18 protein-coding genes and 1 tRNA gene are annotated in these 19,594 nt (G+C 26.8%); 6 read left to right on the top strand and 13 right to left on the bottom strand.

From position 1 onward, the window contains the following. Positions 1-24 precede the first annotated feature (24 nt). The 8 genes from AC1RP9_RS00480 to AC1RP9_RS00445 all read right to left on the bottom strand — a co-directional run bounded on the left by AC1RP9_RS00480 (position 25) and on the right by AC1RP9_RS00445 (position 7,528). Positions 25-2,688: a type IV secretory system conjugative DNA transfer family protein gene (locus tag AC1RP9_RS00480; RefSeq protein WP_257077228.1), complete on the bottom strand. Its 2,664-nt coding sequence runs from the start codon at positions 2,686-2,688 to the stop codon at positions 25-27. Positions 2,689-2,690: 2 nt separating this feature from the next. Next, positions 2,691-2,915: a hypothetical protein gene (locus AC1RP9_RS00475; RefSeq protein ID WP_257077226.1), complete on the bottom strand. Its 225-nt coding sequence runs from the start codon at positions 2,913-2,915 to the stop codon at positions 2,691-2,693. Positions 2,916-2,925: 10 nt separating this feature from the next. Then, positions 2,926-4,104, bottom strand: a complete 1,179-nt coding sequence (locus AC1RP9_RS00470) for a hypothetical protein (protein WP_481822452.1) — start codon at positions 4,102-4,104, stop codon at positions 2,926-2,928. Positions 4,105-4,114: 10 nt separating this feature from the next. After that, positions 4,115-4,726, bottom strand: coding sequence for a hypothetical protein (locus AC1RP9_RS00465; protein ID WP_481822451.1), 612 nt, complete (start codon positions 4,724-4,726; stop codon positions 4,115-4,117). Position 4,727: 1 nt separating this feature from the next. Further along, entirely contained in the window at positions 4,728-4,862 is a 135-nt protein-coding gene (locus AC1RP9_RS00460) for a hypothetical protein (RefSeq protein WP_481822450.1), read from the bottom strand. Between the two features lie 2 nt (positions 4,863-4,864). Continuing rightward, the gene (locus AC1RP9_RS00455) at positions 4,865-5,410 is read right to left on the bottom strand and encodes a single-stranded DNA-binding protein (RefSeq protein ID WP_481822449.1); all 546 of its coding nucleotides are present in this window, start codon (positions 5,408-5,410) and stop codon (positions 4,865-4,867) included. After that, positions 5,367-6,653, bottom strand: coding sequence for a relaxase MobL (mobL, locus tag AC1RP9_RS00450; RefSeq protein WP_481822448.1), 1,287 nt, complete (start codon positions 6,651-6,653; stop codon positions 5,367-5,369). Before mobL ends, AC1RP9_RS00455 begins: the two co-directional genes overlap by 44 nt. A 200-nt stretch (positions 6,654-6,853) precedes the next feature. Further along, entirely contained in the window at positions 6,854-7,528 is a 675-nt protein-coding gene (locus tag AC1RP9_RS00445) for a hypothetical protein (RefSeq protein WP_481822447.1), read from the bottom strand. 338 nt (positions 7,529-7,866) lie between these two features. Here AC1RP9_RS00445 and AC1RP9_RS00440 point away from each other — a divergent pair, with 338 nt between their 5' ends. Further along, positions 7,867-8,181, top strand: coding sequence for a hypothetical protein (locus tag AC1RP9_RS00440; RefSeq protein WP_481822446.1), 315 nt, complete (start codon positions 7,867-7,869; stop codon positions 8,179-8,181). 526 nt (positions 8,182-8,707) lie between these two features. Continuing rightward, positions 8,708-9,010: a hypothetical protein gene (locus tag AC1RP9_RS00435; protein ID WP_481822445.1), complete on the top strand. Its 303-nt coding sequence runs from the start codon at positions 8,708-8,710 to the stop codon at positions 9,008-9,010. A gap of 92 nt (positions 9,011-9,102) precedes the next feature. On the opposite strand, the gene AC1RP9_RS00430 is transcribed toward AC1RP9_RS00435, so the two are convergent. Next, a tRNA-Arg gene (locus tag AC1RP9_RS00430) sits at positions 9,103-9,179 on the bottom strand. 130 nt (positions 9,180-9,309) lie between these two features. Between AC1RP9_RS00430 and AC1RP9_RS00425 the strand changes: the two genes are divergently transcribed. From AC1RP9_RS00425 to plsY, 4 genes are read left to right on the top strand one after another with little or no spacing between them, the layout of a single operon-like run. Then, positions 9,310-10,284, top strand: a complete 975-nt coding sequence (locus AC1RP9_RS00425; protein ID WP_481822444.1) for a ribose-phosphate pyrophosphokinase — start codon at positions 9,310-9,312, stop codon at positions 10,282-10,284. Then, positions 10,274-10,966 (top strand): 16S rRNA (guanine(527)-N(7))-methyltransferase RsmG, encoded by a 693-nt coding sequence (rsmG, locus tag AC1RP9_RS00420; RefSeq protein ID WP_481822443.1) that lies wholly within the window; start codon positions 10,274-10,276, stop codon positions 10,964-10,966. Before AC1RP9_RS00425 ends, rsmG begins: the two co-directional genes overlap by 11 nt. A gap of 36 nt (positions 10,967-11,002) precedes the next feature. Then, positions 11,003-12,520 (top strand): 2,3-bisphosphoglycerate-independent phosphoglycerate mutase, encoded by a 1,518-nt coding sequence (gene gpmI, locus AC1RP9_RS00415; RefSeq protein WP_481822442.1) that lies wholly within the window; start codon positions 11,003-11,005, stop codon positions 12,518-12,520. Between the two features lie 36 nt (positions 12,521-12,556). Further along, positions 12,557-13,267 carry a glycerol-3-phosphate 1-O-acyltransferase PlsY gene (gene plsY / locus AC1RP9_RS00410; RefSeq protein WP_481822441.1) on the top strand — a complete coding sequence of 237 codons (711 nt, stop codon included), beginning with the start codon at positions 12,557-12,559 and terminating at the stop codon, positions 13,265-13,267. A gap of 364 nt (positions 13,268-13,631) precedes the next feature. Here plsY and AC1RP9_RS00405 read toward each other — a convergent pair whose 3' ends face one another. The 4 genes from AC1RP9_RS00405 to AC1RP9_RS00390 all read right to left on the bottom strand — a co-directional run bounded on the left by AC1RP9_RS00405 (position 13,632) and on the right by AC1RP9_RS00390 (position 19,456). Further along, positions 13,632-14,849, bottom strand: coding sequence for a hypothetical protein (locus AC1RP9_RS00405; RefSeq protein ID WP_481822440.1), 1,218 nt, complete (start codon positions 14,847-14,849; stop codon positions 13,632-13,634). Positions 14,850-14,997: 148 nt separating this feature from the next. Further along, positions 14,998-16,296, bottom strand: coding sequence for a hypothetical protein (locus tag AC1RP9_RS00400; RefSeq protein WP_481822439.1), 1,299 nt, complete (start codon positions 16,294-16,296; stop codon positions 14,998-15,000). Next, on the bottom strand, positions 16,280-18,286 hold the full coding sequence (locus tag AC1RP9_RS00395) for a S8 family serine peptidase (protein ID WP_481822438.1): 2,007 nt from the start codon (positions 18,284-18,286) through the stop codon (positions 16,280-16,282). The genes AC1RP9_RS00400 and AC1RP9_RS00395 overlap by 17 nt, the downstream gene beginning before the upstream one ends. A 744-nt stretch (positions 18,287-19,030) precedes the next feature. Continuing rightward, positions 19,031-19,456 carry a hypothetical protein gene (locus AC1RP9_RS00390; protein ID WP_481822437.1) on the bottom strand — a complete coding sequence of 142 codons (426 nt, stop codon included), beginning with the start codon at positions 19,454-19,456 and terminating at the stop codon, positions 19,031-19,033. Positions 19,457-19,594 lie beyond the last annotated feature (138 nt).

The raw sequence follows: 19,594 nt of genomic DNA, 5'->3' as shown, positions 1-19,594 counted from the left end.
TTCATCGGCTCCTTTCTTAAATTATTATTTAATTAAAGCTTGTGCTTCATTGAGTTGATTTAAGTTTTCTCTTAATTCCTCTAACTCACCTTCATAATTTAAAATTCTCTGTTTAATAGTGTCAACAACATCAGGCATAGTTTCCACTTCAAGTTGTTCCCTGTAAGTTTCAAGGTTCTTTAAAACTTTTGTTATTTGTTTTTCTATTGTTTGTTTAGATTTAAGAACTTTTGTTATCTGTTCAACTCTTTTATGAACCTTCTTGTATGTGTTTTGTTGTATTTTCTTTCTTTCTTCAAGTGATAATTCTGAAGGTTCAGGGAGTTGATCATCACCTGTGTATTTAACATGAGGATTATTGTTTAAGAAATTATCTAAATTCTCTTTAGAATCATTTTTGAATATTTCTTCAAAATCGACAATGTATTCTTTCTCATCAAACTCAAAAACTTGCTTTTCTTCTTGTTCAATATTTTGAGTTTTTCAAACGTTAAATGCTAATGTAGATTTAAGTTTAAGTGGAAGATTTTGCAATCTAAAGATAAGGTGCGTTTTCTTGTCTAATTGTTTAATTTGTGAGGTATTCATTAGTTCACGCTCAGCAAGCGAAATTGATTTACTATTTTTATTATCAGCATTTTCACTATAAGAAAAGCGTTCAACTTGAACTTTACCAAGAGCACTTGCAATTTCTTTAACTGTTTCTTCATTGTCTGAACTAATAAAAGCACTTAATCCTGTGTTTTCTAAAATAATGTTTTTATTATCTCTTCCATACTTTTCTAATTGAGCATATGATTGCAAAATAATTAAAAACATAACTTTACGTGATAATGCAATTGAAAGCTTTGAACCAAAATCATTTAAGACAGGAAGGTTTCCAAACTCATCAAAAATATTTAGTACAAAACGGTTTAACTCTCCACCATTTGATTGAGCTATTTCAATAGCATTTTTATAAATTTGTTCAATAATGATATTGACCATTAAATTTTTGCTTTTCTCGTGATCAGGGAATTTAATAAATAATGCAAACGGCTTTGCTTGCTCTTTATACAATTCAATTTTTGATTGATAATAAGAAATCATTTTATTAAAAGATAAATACTCATTAACTAAATGTAATAACTTATCAACTGTTCAATCTGATTGACTTTTTTCTTTAGCAATTAATTCATTAATTTTATCTTCAATTGAATTTTTAAAATGATCAACTATACCTTTATTTTCTAATGACTTAATTTCATTTGTAATTCATTGATTTCTGGTTGCGAGCAATTTATTTTTAAAATCTAAATGCTCTTTTTGAAGATTTGTTATTTCAATAAAATCTAATTCATTTTTAAACATATTGAGTGTTTGAATAATTGCATTTTGATTTTTTGTAATTTCTTGTTCAAAAGTTTGAATTTGTTCATAATAATGTTTGCTATTTTTATACAGTGGATCACTTAAGCGAATAATCTCTCTAACATCTAAATCATTTCTACATGTAAAGCTCTTAAGTTCTAAATTAGAAGAATACATAGAAACAGCAAGAATTGCATTTGATAATTGTCCTGTTAATGTTTGTTCAGCTAATTCAAATTTTGCTTTTAAATCATCACGGTATAATGTTTTTAATTCATTTAAGGCATCTTTTTTTAAATCAAACGAACTATCATCCATATCTATATTGTTTAAATTTTCAAAAAATTGTTTTCATTTTGATGTTGGACTAAACATTGTAGTATTTAGAAATTGTGAAAAAGTTGCTAAATTAAAATTATGACGTTTGAATTTATCTGGTCGATAAACTGAAAAATAAAGTAAATATTTACCAATTGCATATAAAATTTGTTTTGCAGCATCGTCTCACGAAGAGCTTTCACCACGTGTATTTCATTCCTTTAAAGAAGCAATAATTTCATTAAGCATTTTTAAAGCGTTTCCTTGGTTTGATAAATAATTACCACTTTTAGAATGAAATGTATCTCAAACCATATTAAGCATATTAAAACCAATTGATGATAAAGGGTTCGAAATATCCAAAATAATCTCTCTATATCCATTATCCTTTAAATCTTGTTTAACATTTGAATTCAGCTCACCCTTAGGGTCTGCAACAACTAAATTAGGACGAACATTAATATCTTTAAGATTGATGTTATATTTAAGAATTGGAATAACAAACTTTTGAGTTTTCCCTGAACGAGTACCACCAAGGATTTTGAAATTAAGTGGGTTGTCTTTTAAATTAACTCCATATCAATTTAACTTCCCTTTCACTTTTTCATAAGCAATAACTCATGCAGGAGCATCATTTTTTAAACCATAAAGTTTTTTATATTCTCTATATGAACCTTTATTTTTTATAGCGTCATATAATCAAACATTCTGATTTTCAAATTCTTTTTCATATTTTTTATCTTTTTTCTTAACTAAGATAAAGATATCCAATATTAATTGAATAACAATACTTATAGCAAGCAACAAATGTCCATGTGCTTTGAATAATTCTCACATTAAAGCAAAATACTCATTGACGTTTTGTCCTACACTTAGTTTTAAATTAATCTTGTGTTGAAAAATAAAAATTGCTAATGTATAAAGAAACAATAGAACAATATAAATTCCTATAAGACATAAAAAACCAAAAAATACACCTTTTTTAAATTCTTTTTTGCTTAAAAATTTAAACTTCTTCATAACTAAACACCATTTTCTTGTGTTTGTTTTTTTGTTTGAGCAATTTCTTTTGTTTCAAATTGATCAATAAATTTTTCAATTTTTTTAGTTATTTTAGTTCACTCAACATATTCATGTCGTGCTTTTTCAAGATCTTGTTCTAATTTTTCCTTTCTTCTTTCTATTTTTTCAATTTCTCTTTTAGCTTTCATATATTCAGTTTCAATGTCTTTAAATAAATTTCCCACTTAACCTCCTTTACATGACCATAACTTTTGCTTTTGTTTGTTTTTGAACTTGTTCTTCTTCTTGTTTTTGTTTTTCTTGCAACTCTTGAACTTTATTCTCGTACATATAATCAATCACTCCATCTATAAATTTTTCACGTGGAATTTTTATCAATAAATAATGTTCATCATATGCATAAAATTCATTATCTTCTGTCTCGTTATAAACTTTGTTTGCAAGTTTAATAAATGAAAATGGATCAATTTTTTTATCATTAATACCGTCTTTAATTTCTTCTTCAATAAAATCTTCTCAACTTTCAGCGTCTTTAAGAATTGCTTCATAATTATCAATATACTCATTAACAATATCTAATTTTTGCAAATCTTCATATTCACTATCTAATAAATCATGCACTTGAACAACATTTTCAAAAGATGCATCCAAACCTAAAGTTTTGAAAGTTTTATAAGCAAACCCTTCATTTCAAAGATCATTAACAATATCTTCAACATACTGAATATATAAATCACGTTTTTTCTCTTCATTATTTTGATTTAATAATTTGATGTTTGATTCAATCTGATTACAAAAACTAGTAATTGAAACATTATCAAACAATTTTGCATTAAGAATATTTCTTGCTCCTTGTTCATCAATTTCAAAATGTTCACTTGATAAATTAAATTGAATATTTTTAATTTTTTCTTTAATTCCATGTTCTAATATTTTTTCTACAAACTCATTTGCGTTTTCAAAAAAATTCGCATTCAAGCTTTTGTCAACCTGCATATATTCATATATTCCATTAGAAATTTTTCAACGAACTTGTTTCCCTAAATCAAATCATTCTTTATCCAATCAAAAACCAAAATCTTTTATTTTTTCTTTAAGAGTTTCATAATAATCATCTATTTTGTAAATATTGTTTTCTTTAAAATACTCTTGTGCATATTTTGAATAATCAAAATCAAAATTTAAAATAGCTTTTACTTCATCTATAGTTTGTTCATTATTATCTAATAAGATTAAAGTAAAAGCTAAATCTGCAGTTCTTTGATTAGTTCTTTGAAGATCTTCATTTATTTTTTTTCACATCAATCCATTGTTATAATAATTCACTATTCCTTTTAGTTCTTGTGCAACTGAAGAATCTTCTCTTTCAAGTATAAAATTTGCACGATTTAAAACTTCTTTTCAATCACTCATAATATTCCTCTTATTGTCTTGTTAAGATGTTTTTGTTTGTTTTCTTTTGTGTTTTCTTTTGTGTTTTCTTTTGTGTTTTCTTTTGTGTTTTCTTTTGTGTTTGCTCTTGAACATTTTCTAAGACATGATTAAGAATATATTCTTGCAATTCTTTATGTTCAAGTTTTTCAAAATGATTTTCATATGCATTCATCTTATACATTTGATCATCTTCTATAGAATTAATTTCATCTAATACTCATTTAAATTTACTTTCATCCATTCCATTTTGTGCAATATCATCTTTAATGAAATCTTTTCAAGTTTCACCAAGTATAAATCCCTCTTGATCTAAGTATTCTGCTTCTAATTCTGAATGTTCACTAAAGTCAAATTCCAAAATTTTTCTAAGCTCTCTAGCTTGTTCTTTTGTTTGATTCATTTGTAAAATAGAAAAAGCTGTTTGAACGTTAATGTCTTGTACATTTGTTTCATTAAATAAATAAAACATATTATCTATATCTGTTTCATTAAATTCCCCTGCATTTTTACCTATATTTGTAATTATTGAAGAAACATTTATTCCTTTTTCATTTAAATAAATTAAATTTCTTTTTCCTTGTGGTGTAATTTTGAATTCCATGTTAAATATTCTTACTTCTTACCTTTCTTTTTATTAATTTTTGTTCTTGTTCATCTCAAACAATAAATTCATCAACTTTAACTCTATATTCATGTAAAGTATTCATACTTTTTCTTCCTAAAGCTATAATTTTCATTTTTACATCACCATAACTTTTGCTTTTGTTTGTTTTTGAACTTGTTCCTCTTGTTGTTCCTCATCCTTTATATCTTGTGTTGTTCAATAAAGAGCACGAAAATCTTCATGAGTTGAATTTTGATTATTATAAATATCACTAATCACTTCAGCAGCGTTATTTATGTACTGTTTACTTTCATTACTTATACTGGAGTTATTATTAGTTTCCTCCCAACGTTTTTTACGATCTAATTTTGATTGTTTGCTTTCAAGTGAGTTAATTTCTTCAGTAATAATCCTATAAACGCCAGTTTGTTGCTTTTGTGTTTGAAAATTAATGCGTGGTTCTATATAACCTTCAATGTGTACTAAATCTCCTTTTTCTAAATACTTATAAATAAAATCTGCTTTCTTATCAAATGCTGTTATTTCATAAAATAATGATTTATCAGCCCCTTCTTTAGTTAATGCAATATTGTAGAATAGTGTTTTTTTACCTAAGCTTGGATTTTCAGTCATTTTATTAATACTTGAAATTCTTCCAATTAAAGTGACTTTTGCTTTCATGATTCTCCTTGATATTTTTAATTTGATTTTGTGATTTATCAAAGATTGCAATTGCCTCACGGTATGCTTTTAAAAAAGCTCAAACAATCAGTGGCAGTCTTTGAAAAGGTTTAATTTCTGGTTCTTGTTGAACCGATGAGCTATTTTGTTTTAAAAAATTATTTTCAATTCTTTCATATAGTGGTTTTTGCATTTCTCTAAAAAACAAATTAGCAAGATTGTTTTTAATTTCTTGGTTTTCTTTTTGCTCAAAGCGTTTATCTACGCTTAGTTTTGATATTTCACTAAGTTGCTTGTTAATTTTAGTAAACTCTTGTTTTAAATCTGGTGCCTTGTCAATCACTTTTTCAACTAAACTATGAATTTTTGTTTGTTGTTCAGGTGTTAATTGATAAAGACGCTTAACTTTGCTTTGAGCAATTTCTTTTTTAAGTTGTAAAAATTCCTGCTCTAAACCATAAACAAATTCCTGTTTGTGGATTTTTTCTTTATAGTTTTGTTTAAGCATCATTTTCATTTCAAAATAAGTTTTCTTACTTTGATAAATTTGTGCTTGTTCTTCTTCACTTTTTAATGAATTTAAATACATTCAAAACTTTTCAATGTTTTCTTTTTTTAATTTCCCTTGTGGTTTAAAAGTTAATTCACCAGTTTGAGAATGAATGTTTCTCTTTTCTTTTTCAAAAAGGACTAAATGAACATGTGGAAGTTCAGTATCAGCATGTATGGTTGCAAAAAGATTTATATTGTCATAAGGCAAACCTTCTTTTTTTAAAAATCAATCCAGGTGTTTTGAAAGAAAGTTCATCATATCTGCTTGTGAATACAATTTATGTTTATGCATTAAATTATTCGTAAAGCTAAATACCATATCTCAAACAAATTGTTTGTCATCTAATTTTTTAAGCATAGATTTTGCTTTATGCTTAGAAATGGTTTTAAAATCATGCTTACCTTGAATTTGAAACAAACCACTATTAGTTTTTTCTTTTGATAAAAGTTGTTTATAAGTTCCTACTACATCATTGTTGTTTTGTTTAATCAATTCAAGCATTTGTTCACTGCTCATATCATTTTTTAAACATGCACTCTTTCTTGTTAAATAATCAATAATGTTTCTGAGACCTTTTGTGGTGTAAAAGCTCCAGTTAACAGGATTGTTATGTTCATCCATTCCTTGATGTGCATTGTATTTATTAACAAAACGAATAACTTTAAAAATGATCTGGTCTTTTTTAGACAATCAACTCCTTGAATAAAAACTCTTTAAAAGACAAAAATGTAGTAGTGTTTAAAGAATGATAAAAAATAATGTTTAAAGAACATAGATTTAAGATAAAAAATAAAAAGAAAGGAAGAAAATGAATTAACAAAAAATTGATATTAAGTTTAATTTAATAGAAATAGAAAAAAATAATGAATGGGTTACTTCATAGTTTAAATTTATTTAAACAAAGTAAAGGAGTTCAATTCACGGACTGGAGCAGAATTTAAAAAATTCAAATTTCAAAACTTCATTCTTTTTGTTTTAGAAAACTCAAAAACAAAGAAAGAACGAGTTTTGATTTTATTAAATTCAGAATCAAAATATTTTGATTGAATAAATTCAAATGTTTCAAACGCTCTACTCATAATTTGATTGAACAAATCACTTTTTAAAATTCTTCTAATAACACCATTAGAAAATTTTCTTGCTCTAAAGTATGCATATGAAATTTGTTGCACAACTCTTTTTTTATAAGTGACTGTTCTTTTTTTCAAATTTACTTCTTCAGAAAGAACATCAATAACACTAGAGCGTTTGTTTATCAACTTTTTTGTTAATACCATAGTCAGGAAGAATTTAGCACTCACTAAACCGATTGTTTTGATAATTTCAGGTTCATCAATATGAGCATATTTTCATCCTTTGTAATGTAAAGGACGTTTAACATAGATTAAAGAATCGTTATATTCAATTAAATCTAATTCAAGCAATTCATATATAGCATCATAAAAACTTGATTTTTTAATTGTGATAATTTCATCATTATCTCAATCACCAAAAACAAATGACCGAGCAGTCATTGTGTCAACATATTTTTGTTCTGGATGATCTTCCAAATACTTGTTCAACATAACGAACAAACCAAATGCATTTACGGATCTCTGAAATTTATACAAAACAGCATAATCAATTTTAAAATTAAAGTTTTTTAGCAAATGTTTCATTCCATTCCTTCCTGCTTAAGAAAAAAACACATCCCTTGCGAGATGTGTTCTGAGTTTACTGACAAATTTTAGATTGGTTCCACAAAAGGGTTCTTATTATCAATTTAATTTTTGATTTTATTTTTAATTCTTTATGTTGTTACTTTATTTGGTTCTGAAGCTTTAATTGATTGAAATTTCAAGAAGATTTTTTGTTCTGGAATATAAATTTTTTCTTGTTTGGACATTATTGTTTTTGAGCGTTTTTGTTTTACAAACTTTTTAAATTTCAAAAAGAAATACAAAAGCTTGGTGTTTTTGACTTTACTCAAATAAGTCATCTCAAAACAAAGAGAATACCAATTAATCCGATTCACTGGAAACTATTAGTAATTAAAACAAAAACTATGATTGGTTCCAAAACCAAAACCATTATTCTGTCCCAAAGTGCAATTGTTGACCTTTTAGGAAACCACACAAAAACTCTTATGTATCTTTATATCTTTGATATTAACAACATTAATGCACCGTATTTTGTATTTGATAATGAACAAATGATAAAAAATTACGAGGAAATTTAATGAATATAAGTGCCTTTTCTTTGAAAATAATAATTTTCTTAATTGACATTTTGTTCATATCTATAGAAATTTGAAGAATGAGAGATTTTCTTTTTTATAAAATCAAAAAAGACTGATCAATTATAGCAACTATGAAAATTAATTTTGTATTGACAAATAATATTAAACCTCATTCTTTTTTTGTAAAAGGAATTGATTCAATCATTATATCTTTTAAAGGTGCTATCAAAAAGATATTTAATACGTATTTGTTGTGATTTGTTTTCTTTGCTATTACCGTACCTATATATATTATTCAATGAAAAATCAATTTTTTTATTCTGCTACATTTATGCTTTTTAATTGTATGAATTGTAGTTTTTATATTTTTTATATCTTTTTACCTTTCTTGACAAAGAAAAATATCAAAAATCAGAAAGTTATCGAAAAATGTTCATATAAACAAAAAAGCTATGATGTTTGAGACTCCTTTAAAAAATAGGTTTAATGTTTCATCAATCATGACGGTTTAATCGAAAACACTAATATGCGAATTTTTAATGTTAATAGTTTTGAACAAAATGAAAATTATTCGCAAAATTATTTAATTAATAACAATCGCTACTTTGACAAAATGAAACAAGCTTTTTTGCTTAACCGTGATATTATCACTCACGTTTTAGAAGGTAACAAGGAACAAGCTAGATATATTCATTACTTAATGGTTGTGTATTCTGAACAAGAAGATGAAAAATTTTACAATCCCAACTACCAAGCAAATATCCAATATTTTCTTGAACTAGAAAAGTATTATCAAAATAAAAGATTAGATCACTTTTACGATAAATAATTTACTTAAATATATGAAAAATGTAATTAAAAACCAAAAATAGACTTTTTCTATTTTTGGTTTTTGTATTATTGAAAAGAAAAAATAAAAAATGGCGATCACGACAGGATTCGAACCTGTGACAACAAGCTTAGAAGGCTTGTGCTCTATCCAGCTGAGCTACGCGACCACTAAAATAATTTTATAATAATTTAGGAAAATTGAAAGCAAAAAGATTATTTCTCCCCTTATTTTACAATGTTTAAGGTAAATTAAGAATATAATTAGGATATTGATATTATAAATAATTAAGAGGAACAATGGAAAAGAAAAATATTATTCTATTTGGAATGGATAATTCACTTGAACTAGCTCAAAAAATTTCACAAATGTTGCAAATTCCTTTGACTAAAATCGAAAAAATCACATATGCTGATGGTGAAAATATGCTCGTTTCAGAGCAAACCGTCCGTGGAAGAGATGTATTTATTATCGCAAATACAGGTCGGCCTGTTAACGATAGTATTATGCAATTGCTTTTATTTATTGACTCACTCAAAAGAGCAAGTGCTAGCACTATAACTGTATGCTTAAGCTATTATGGATATGCCCGTCAAGACCGTAAGGCAAGTGGTCGTCAACCAATTGGTGCTAAATTAGTGGCTAATTTACTACAAGTAGCAGGAGCAACTAAATTAATTTGTGTTGATTTACACAACCCATCAATTCAAGGATTCTTTGATATACCACTTGATGATTTACGTGCTCAATACACAATTGCTCAAGCTTTACAAACATATAAAGAACCTTTTACTGTTGTTTCGCCAGATCATGGTGGAACCGTTCGAGCAAGAAAACTTGCTGAAATTATAGATGATACAGCTAAAATTTGCGTGATTGATAAACGCAGAACCGGTATAAATCAAAGTGAAATTATGGGAGTAATTGGTGATATTAACAACCAAAATGCTGTAATTATTGATGATATTATCGATACAGGTGGAACTATTGTTAAAGCTGCTGAGGCACTTAAGAAAAACGGGGCTAAAGATATTATTTTGGCCGCTACTCACGGTTTATTTACCAAAGGATTTGAAATTTTTGAAAATAATGACGCAATTAAACAAGTGATTATTACTGATAGTCTCGATAATAGAGAGTTAGCATCAAAATATAAAAAACTTAGAATTGTTTCTCTAGGAGAATTTTTAGCAAAAGTTATTGAAGCACAATATTCAGGAACTAGTGTTTCAGATGTGTATAGATTAATGAAAGAAGAAATTCGTGCTGAATAAACAAAAGGTAATTAATTTGTGCACACAAGAAAATTGGGATTTTGAACAATTAAACGAATATGTACAATTAATAGAAGAAAAAAATCAAGTTATGAATTTGACTGGTTTTACAGGTGATAAGCTTTGAGAAGAAGGAATTTATGAATCATTAATCTTTATGAAGCAAATTATCAAAGATAATAATGAACAAATTCTTGATATTGGTTCAGGTGTTGGTTTTCCTTCAATTCCTTATGCAATTGTTAATCCAAAACAACAAATCACTATTTATGAACCCTTGCAAAAACGAGTTAATTTTTTAAATTTAGTGATTGAAAAATTAAATTTAAAAAATGTGGGGGTTTTTCCTTTTCGTGCAGAAGATGTGCAGGAAAAGAATATTTTTGATATTGTAGTTGCTCGAGCTGTTGGTAACATAGCTACTATGTTAATGTCTAGTTTTCATTTAGTTAAAGTTAATGGAAAAATGTGCTTGATTAAAGGACAAAAATATCAACAAGAACTAAACCAAGCTCAAATAATTTTAAAACAACTGAGCACACAAATTAATTTATTAAATCTAGAACAAATAGATAATAAACAAAATACCATTGTACAAATTATTAAAAAAAGAAGTACACCAAAACAATTCCCTTATAAATGAAAAGATATTCTTAAATTTAATAAAGATAATCATCTTTAATCAAACATATAAAAACAGAAAATACTAAGGAGACATATGAAAAAAGTTATTTTAATGGTCATTGATGGTTTGGGTTTGAGACAAGAAACCCAAGGAAATGGGTTCGCTCTTGCTCAAACTCCTACTTTTGATCGTTTATTTAAAGAATACCCAAACTCTCTAATTCAAGCTTCGGGTGAATACGTTGGTCTTCCAAAGGGTCAAATGGGTAATTCAGAAGTTGGTCATTTAAACATAGGTGCTGGTACTATTGTTTACACTGGTCTTTCACTAATTGCTAAAGAATTAGCTCAAGGTAAATTTAAAACTAATAAAACTTTTGTTCAAGTTTTTGAAAGTGTTAAAGAAAAAAATGCAACCTTACATGTTATGGGTCTTCTTTCAAATGGTGGTGTCCACTCACTAGATTTGCATTTATTTGAAATCTTGGACTCAGCACATGTTAACGGAGTTAAGAATGTATCAGTGCACATTTTTGGAGATGGAAGAGATGTGGCTCCTGCTTCAATTAATAATTCACTTGAACAATTAATTCAAATTACTGATAAATATGGATATAAAATCGCTTCAATTGCTGGACGTTTTTACTCAATGGATCGTGATAAAATGTTTGATCGTGTCCAAAAAGGGTTTGATGCACTTTTAGGTAAATCACCAAATTCATTTGATAATGTTCAAGAATACATTCAACAAAGTTATGACCAAGGAATTACTGATGAATTCTTTATTCCAGCATATAATAACACCCTTGAAGCAAAATACTTTGTTAAAGATAATGATAGTATCATTTTCTTTAATTTCAGACCTGATCGCGCTCGTCAATTGACTCACTTATTCATCGGTTCTCCACTATATACTGTTGAAAGTACAACAAAAGTGAAAATTGATAAATTTGCTTCAATGATGAAATATGAAGGAATTGAAACCATGGTGGCTTTTTCTGAAATGGAAATTGAAACTCCAATCGGTAAAGTGCTTGAACAAGCTGGTAAATCGCAATTAAGACTCGCTGAAACTCAAAAATATGCTCATGTAACTTACTTTATGGATGGAGGAAATGATATTGAATTTAAAAACTCACACCGTATCATGGTTCCTTCGCTTAAAGTGGAATCTTATGCTGATGCTCCGCAAATGTCAGCAAAAGGAATTACTGATGCTTTAATTGAAAATGCACTTAATTATGATGTAACCATTATGAACTATGCTAATCCAGATATGGTTGGACACACTGGAAACCTAAAATCCACAATTAAAGCAGTTGAAATTTTAGATCAACAAATTGCTCGGGTAGTTGAATTTGCTCAAGCAAACAACATTACTGTTTTTATTACTGCTGATCATGGAAATGCTGAAATAACTGAAGATGAAAACGGACAACCAGCAACTAAACATACTAGCAGTCCAGTTATGCTCATTACCACAGATAAGTCACTTAAACTTAAAGATGGAAAATTGGCTAATATTACTCCAACCATTTTAGATTACCTCGGAATTGACAAAGCTCCACAAATGGACGAAGAATCGCTCCTTGTAAAATGTTCATGCTCATAAAATGAGCATTTTTTATTTTGTTATAATTCTTATTAAATGGGTACAATTATTTTTTATTCAATTATTGCTAATTTATCGACTTTTTTAATTGGTTATTTATGAGGTTCACTTAATAGTTCAATTATATTAAGCAAACTCTACAAACAAGACGATGTACGTAATCATTATTCAAAAAATGCCGGAGCAACTAATTCGCTCCGGACATTTGGTAAAAAGTTTGCTTTGATTGTGCTAATTATTGATATTTTAAAAACAGTGATTGCTATTTATTTTGCTTATTTTATTTCTTATGCTTGATTCGATAATTATCCAACCGTTGTTTTTTTTCCGGTTCTTGCAGGAGTAGGTAATATTTTTGGTCACGTTTTTCCTGTCTTTTTTCAATTTAAGGGTGGTAAGGCAGTGGCTTCATCAGTTGGATTGCTTATTTCAATCAATATTACACTCTTCTTTGTTGCTGCACTTATTTTCTTTTTGCTTTTACAATGAAAAAAGTTCGTTTCGCTCGCAAGTATAACCACAGCAATTGTCATGATTCCATTGCTCTACATTCCGTGAATTAGTAATGGAATCTTAGCTTTTACAAGCGGACAAAATAGCCCTTATTGATGAATAAATTCAATTATTGGAACAATTCCACTTGTCTTAATCATTATTAAGCACCATACTAATATTAAAAGATTACTCAAAGGAAATGAATCTAAATTCAAATGAGATATGTTTAAAAACAAACCTGGACGCTCATAATTTGCTTGTCTAGGTTTGTTTTTTGTGTTTTATTATATATTTATTTAACTAGTTTTTTAAATAGAACTCTTCGTTATATACTAAAAAGTCATTTGTTTCTTTAAAGTTTAATTTATCTTTGATTTCTACTTGAGTACCCTTTGGAACTAGAAGAACCTGATAATAAATTTTTGGTTTTTTATTAGAAAAGCGATTATATACTTCATTTTCCCTTATAAAATTAAAATTAATTTCCCTGTTATTGATCAAACCTAAAATTATTTTTGATGAATCAAAATTAGATAATTAAATTAAAACAAGGATACCCTTTCCGTTATAAGCGGATAATATCCTTGTTTATTTTTGACTAATTGTTTGAATATAATTATTGGTTGTTTAATAAAAACTTATTTGTTTGTTTAAAGTTTAACTTAGGTTTGATTTCTACTTGAGTATTTTTTGGTACTACAAGTACTTGATAAAAAATCTTTGGGGTTTTATTATTAAGACGATTGAATTTTTCTTCATTATTATTTAAAAAATTAAAATTCAATTCTCTTGCATTAACCAGTGCTACTTCTATTTTTGGTGAATCAGGATTTGATAATTTAACCAATTGATCTGGAGTGTCTAATGAAAATATCTTTCCTGTTTGAATTGAACGTTGCACGATAATATTGTATTCTTTTAATGCTTTATCTAATTTATAACCTCCTAAATGATTTTTCTCAAAATCATTTAGGATTGCTTGATTAGTTAAAGATTTTCCTAGTTTTTGAGCAACTTTTTGCATTGGACTGGTAATAAATTTATTAAAATCATTAGCATCTTTTATAATTTTTATCTCAGAATTTAAAGGTAATCCACCTAAAGATTCATCAGTTAAATTGTTTAATAGTGAATTTTGTATATAGAAAATTTTTTGCTTATTTTGTATCTTGTTTATTTTTTCTCAAATATCATCATTATAATATCAATTATAAAACTCATCTGGTTCATAATCGTACTGATAGTATAAATCATTTAATAATTGTTGATTTTCTTCTTTAGTTGTCTTTTTGACTGTAAATTCTTTATCTTTAGGAATCACAATAACATTAAATACACTTCTATTAGGTTTAAATGAGCTTGTATTGATACCATCAAATTTCTGATATTGCCCAATTTCAAACGGATTGATTCATAAAACATTTACATGGTTTTCTGTTTCTTCTTTGAGAGAGTATTTAAAATAAGCAGGAGAGCTAGAGCTAATTGATTCTAAAATGAGAATCTTGTTATTTTTTAAAACATTCTCAAGACTTTGTCCATTTAAAAAATCAGTTTCAAAGATTTTCGTAATTTGCTCATCAGAAAGAGTTTTATCAAGCTTAAGTTCTTGATATAATGAATTAATTTTGTTAATAATATGATTTGAAAAATCTTGTTTTGAACTTATTAATCGCTGGTTATCTTTCAAAAAATTGTATTTAAAGTATTTTTTATAGTTATCCTTTAATTTTTTATGATCCTCTTTATCATAGGCTCTTTTACTTAAACTTTCAACAAATTGATCAAAAATCATACTATTATTAGTTTTGACTCCCTGACCTTCTTGTTTCATTCTAATTAAATTGATAAAATCAGTTGTTTTTTGACTGTTGTTTTTTAAATAAAGTTGTTTCTCAACTTTTAGATAATAGCTTTTATTATTTAATAAAAAGTCGCTTGTTTCTTTAAAGTTTAATTTTGGTTTAATCTCTACTTGAGTGCTATTTCGGAACTATTAAAACCTGATAAGAAATCTCTGGTTTTTTATTTACAAAGTAATGTCATGCTTGACCTTTACCTAAAAAATTGAAAATTAATGTTCTTGCGTTAATGAAAGCTAATTCTATTTTTGATGAATTAGGATTTGCTAATTTTACCAATTGGTCTGGATCGTTTAACGAGAGTATGTCCCCTTTTTCAATTGTTCGGTGCACTACAATATCAGAATTTTTAAGTACCTCATTTAATTTTTGAGCATTTAAATAATTTGTTTCAAAATCACTTATTATTATTTGATCAGTTAAGGATTTCTCTAGTTTTTGAGCAACTTTTTGCATTGGGTTGGTAATGAATTCATTAAAATCATTAGAATTTTGAATAATTTTCATCTCAGAATTTAAAGGTAATTCACTTAAAGATTCATCAGTTAAATTATCTAGTAGTAAATTTTGTTTATATGCAATTCCTTGTTCATTTTGAATGATATTTATTCTACCTGTAACGCGTGAAAAATATCAATCATAAAACTGGTCTGCTTTGTAATTATATTCGTGATATAAATCACTTAATAGTTTATTGTTTTCTTCCTTTGTTGTCTCTTTAATTGTAAAGTTTTTATCTTTTGGAATTAAGATAACATTGAAAATGCTTCTATTAGGTCTAACAACTGTTTTTGTATAATAACGTCCATCTTGATTAATTTCAGATGAGTAAATTCATAAAACATTTAGATGATTTTCTTTTTCTTCTTTCAGAGCATATGGTAAACCATTAGGATCTTCATCACCGTTAGTTTCTAAAATGAGAATATTGTTGTTTTTTAATACATTTTCAAGATTTTGACCATTTAAAAAATCATCTTGAAAGATTTTTGTAATTTGCTCATCAGAAAGAGTTTTAGGGAGTTTAAGTTCTTGATATAATGAATTAATTTTATTAATAATATGATTTGAAAAATCTTGTTTTGAACTAATTAATTGTTGATTGTCTTTTAAAAAATTGTATTGAACATATTTTCTATAATTTTCGTCTCTTTTCTCTTCTGTTACTTCTTGATCTCTAGAGAAAGCTCTTTGATGCAAACTTTCAACAAATTGATCAAAGATAATGCTATTATTAGTTTTGATTCCTTGTTCTTCTTGTTTCAATCTGATTAAATTAATAAAATAAGGGGTTTTGTATCTTATACTTTCTAAGTAATCTTTATTTTGTAAAAAGCTAAATGAACAAGATGCGGTAATCAATGATAATACTGGTGTTCCAATTAAAGTAATTTTTAATAATTTATTCCTTAATGACATATGTAAATGCTCCTTTGTCAGGTACTGAATTATTAAATAAAGCAGATTTATATTTTTTTACTGCAAGTCTATATAAACCACCATCAGTGACTTTATATTCTATTAGCTCGTCATTAGAACTTCCTGATGTAGAATTTTCGACAGTTTCTCAACCTTCACCATATTTATATTTTTGTAACAATAAATCATAATCAGAAAATTTAGAACCTTGTCTTTTTAAAGCTTCTACTTGTTTCAGTCATTCAGTATCACGATGTGTTTTGTATCAATTTGCAGTTTCTCTGTTTAGTCTATCACCTTCAATTGCATTAGCAACTATACCACCAATAGGGAATAAGAATCATCATCAATTTACATTAGGATTATAAGTAGGTTTGTTTTCTTGTTTGTTAAGCAATCCAGCATTAAACATTCAAGAAAGTGAAGCTTTTATTGTTTTACCTGAAGAAACATAAAAACTATTTGACTCATCGACTATCTCACGTTTATCGTTAAAATCAACACTAAAATTTTTTAAGTTATCAGAAGCTTCTTTCATTTTTTCAAAGTCGGGAATCCCTGCTCCGTATTTATTGCTAAAACCATTTGATTTTATTGTTTGTTCTGTATCATTAGTCGAAACTGCTGAAGCACTTAGAATACTTTTAATTGAAGCAACTCTGTAATCATCATTATCTAATCATGGTCTAATTCGTAATAATGTAGATATAAGTCCAGACACAACAGGTGCAGCAAAACTTGTACCCTCGTCTGTTATACTTTTAAATTCATAGTGACCAGGGGCAACTACAAAAGGTTTAGCTAAATCTCTCACAGATGAATCGAGTTTATAATTTGAATAACCAGCTATTTTGTTATCACGAACATCTTTTTTATAATTCTCGTCAAGGGCACCAACAACAATAGAATTATATGATAATTTTCCACCACTTATTCAACCTCGTCCTTGACCTTTATAATATTTTTTGTTTGCATTACCGGATGAGAAAACATTAACAACACCGTATTTTCTTGAAAGATAGTCAACTATATAACTTTCTTCTTCATAAAATCTGTGTTCTCAATCATGTTTAAAATTGTATCCATAACTATGATTAATAATTTTTAAATTTTCTTTTCTCACAAGCTCTTCAAATTTTGTTTGTCATTCAGCGTTTGTCGGGAAATGAGAAAAATAAAGTTCTGATCGAACATCAATACCTTCATCACCACTTAGAACAGAAGATACCTGAATTCCATGTTCTCTTATTGTTGTTCCATCTTTTACTAATGAAGTAAAACCATTGTGGCGAAAATTGTCAGTATTAGATGCTGAAGGATATTCATCGTCATAAACCTCTAAAACACCTACTGAATGTGAATTTCAACTACCTGAATCTAAATCACGCTTTCTTTGTTGACTAAAATTAACTGTTCTAAAAACATCATTCTTGTTTAAAATATCATATTTAGTTAAATCTTTACCATAGTTATAACTAGAATTATTAATGTATGAGTTATAATGATTCGATTGTTTTTTAGTATCTGAAAAATTATTTTTGTATACGATGAATTTGTAAATATTTTCGTTTTCTTGCAATTTTTTTACAAATTTTTCTCTTTCGCTTTCACTATTAAAGTAAAATCAGACAATTGGTGTCTCTTTGCTTGTTATAAAATCTTTAAATTTTACTTTCTTCTCTTTAACTAAATTAACAAAATTGAGATTTTGTTTTTCTAAGTATTCTGAATTTGATAATTCATTGAAATTATTGTATTTGTGATTTAACAATAACTTTAATTCAAAGTTATTGTTAATATTTATGACGCTTGAATTTGTTGATTGGTTTTGATAAAAAGGCTCTCTAACTTCAAATTTAGCGTTTTTAATTCCGTCATACCATTCTTTTTTAACGCTGTGTTTGCTTGTGTAAACTATTGCTGTAGAAACAATAGCTCCTAAAGCTAAAATTGATAATGTGCTTGTTATTAATCGTTTTTTAGTTTTCATGTGTTTCTCCTGATTAAATGTTATTGATGTTAAATAAAATTAGAACAGGGATTAAGAGATTTATCTTAAAAATCTCTTAATCAGCATAATTGTAAAACTAGTTATAAAAGAACGAAATAATGTTTTTACTTATTAAGTAAAATCTTGCCATGGCTAACTTTATTATATATAAAAACTTTACCCCTTACAAAGATTCCCATAAAATTTCCACATTTTTTTCATATTTTAATTAAACATATTTAAAAGAAAAAAATAACAAGAAAAATGAGTTGTAAAATAATTCAGCTATCGAAATGGAAAAATTGTATGAGAATTAACTTTAGTAAGTTAACATTTATAATATTTAGTAATTAAAAAACCGTTTATCCACATTTAAAGGATATAAACGGTTTTTATTCTTTTTAACTATAAAACTTTAATTTACAGAGATTAAGACATTTTTGTTTTTAAAATTTGTTATTAATGTAAAAATTTTAGAATAAACCAAGTCCAAATTAAAGATTCTAAATGATAAACAGCAAATCCAGAAAATACTACTGTTATTGCGATTATAATTACTTTTAATGCCAATAATAAAATACTATATCCAACTGTGTTTATTACTTGACTGAATGTGCTTGTATCAAAAAATGCAATAATATTTTGTTCTATAAATAAAAAGTTTATTCTGTTTTAATTAGTAAATTACGCTAAACAAGGAAATCTCTTCTATTTTAACCAGATATTGTTCTTGTTTATTTTTGATTAATGATTTGAATATAATTCTTGGTTATTTAATAAAAACTTATTTGTTTGTTTAAAGTTTAATTTAGGTTTAATTTCTACTTGAGTATTTTTTGGTACTACAAGTACTTGATAAAAAATCTTTGGGGTTTTATTATTAAGACGATTGAATTTTTCTTCATTATTATTTAAAAAATTAAAATTCAATTCTCTTGCATTAACCAGTGCTACTTCTATTTTTGGTGAATCAGGATTTGATAATTTAACCAATTGATCTGGAGTGTTTAGCGAAAATGTCTTTCCTGTTTGAATTGAGCGTTGCACGATAATATTATAATTTTCTAGTGCTTTGTCTAATTTATATCCTCCTAAGTGATTTTTCTCAAAATCGTTTAGGATTACTTGATTAGTTAAAGATTTTCCTAGTTTTTGAGCAACCTTTTGCATTGGACTGGTAATAAATTTATTAAAATCATTAGCATCTTTTATAATTTTTATCTCAGAATTTAAAGGTAATTCACTTACAGATTCATCAGTTAAATTGTTTAATAGTGAATTTTGTATATAGAAAATTTTTGCTTATTT

The organism is Mycoplasma sp. 3686h (genome assembly GCF_056781225.1).
The sequence above is the reverse complement of the archived record's forward strand: the minus strand, read 5'-3'. Positions and strand labels throughout refer to the sequence as shown.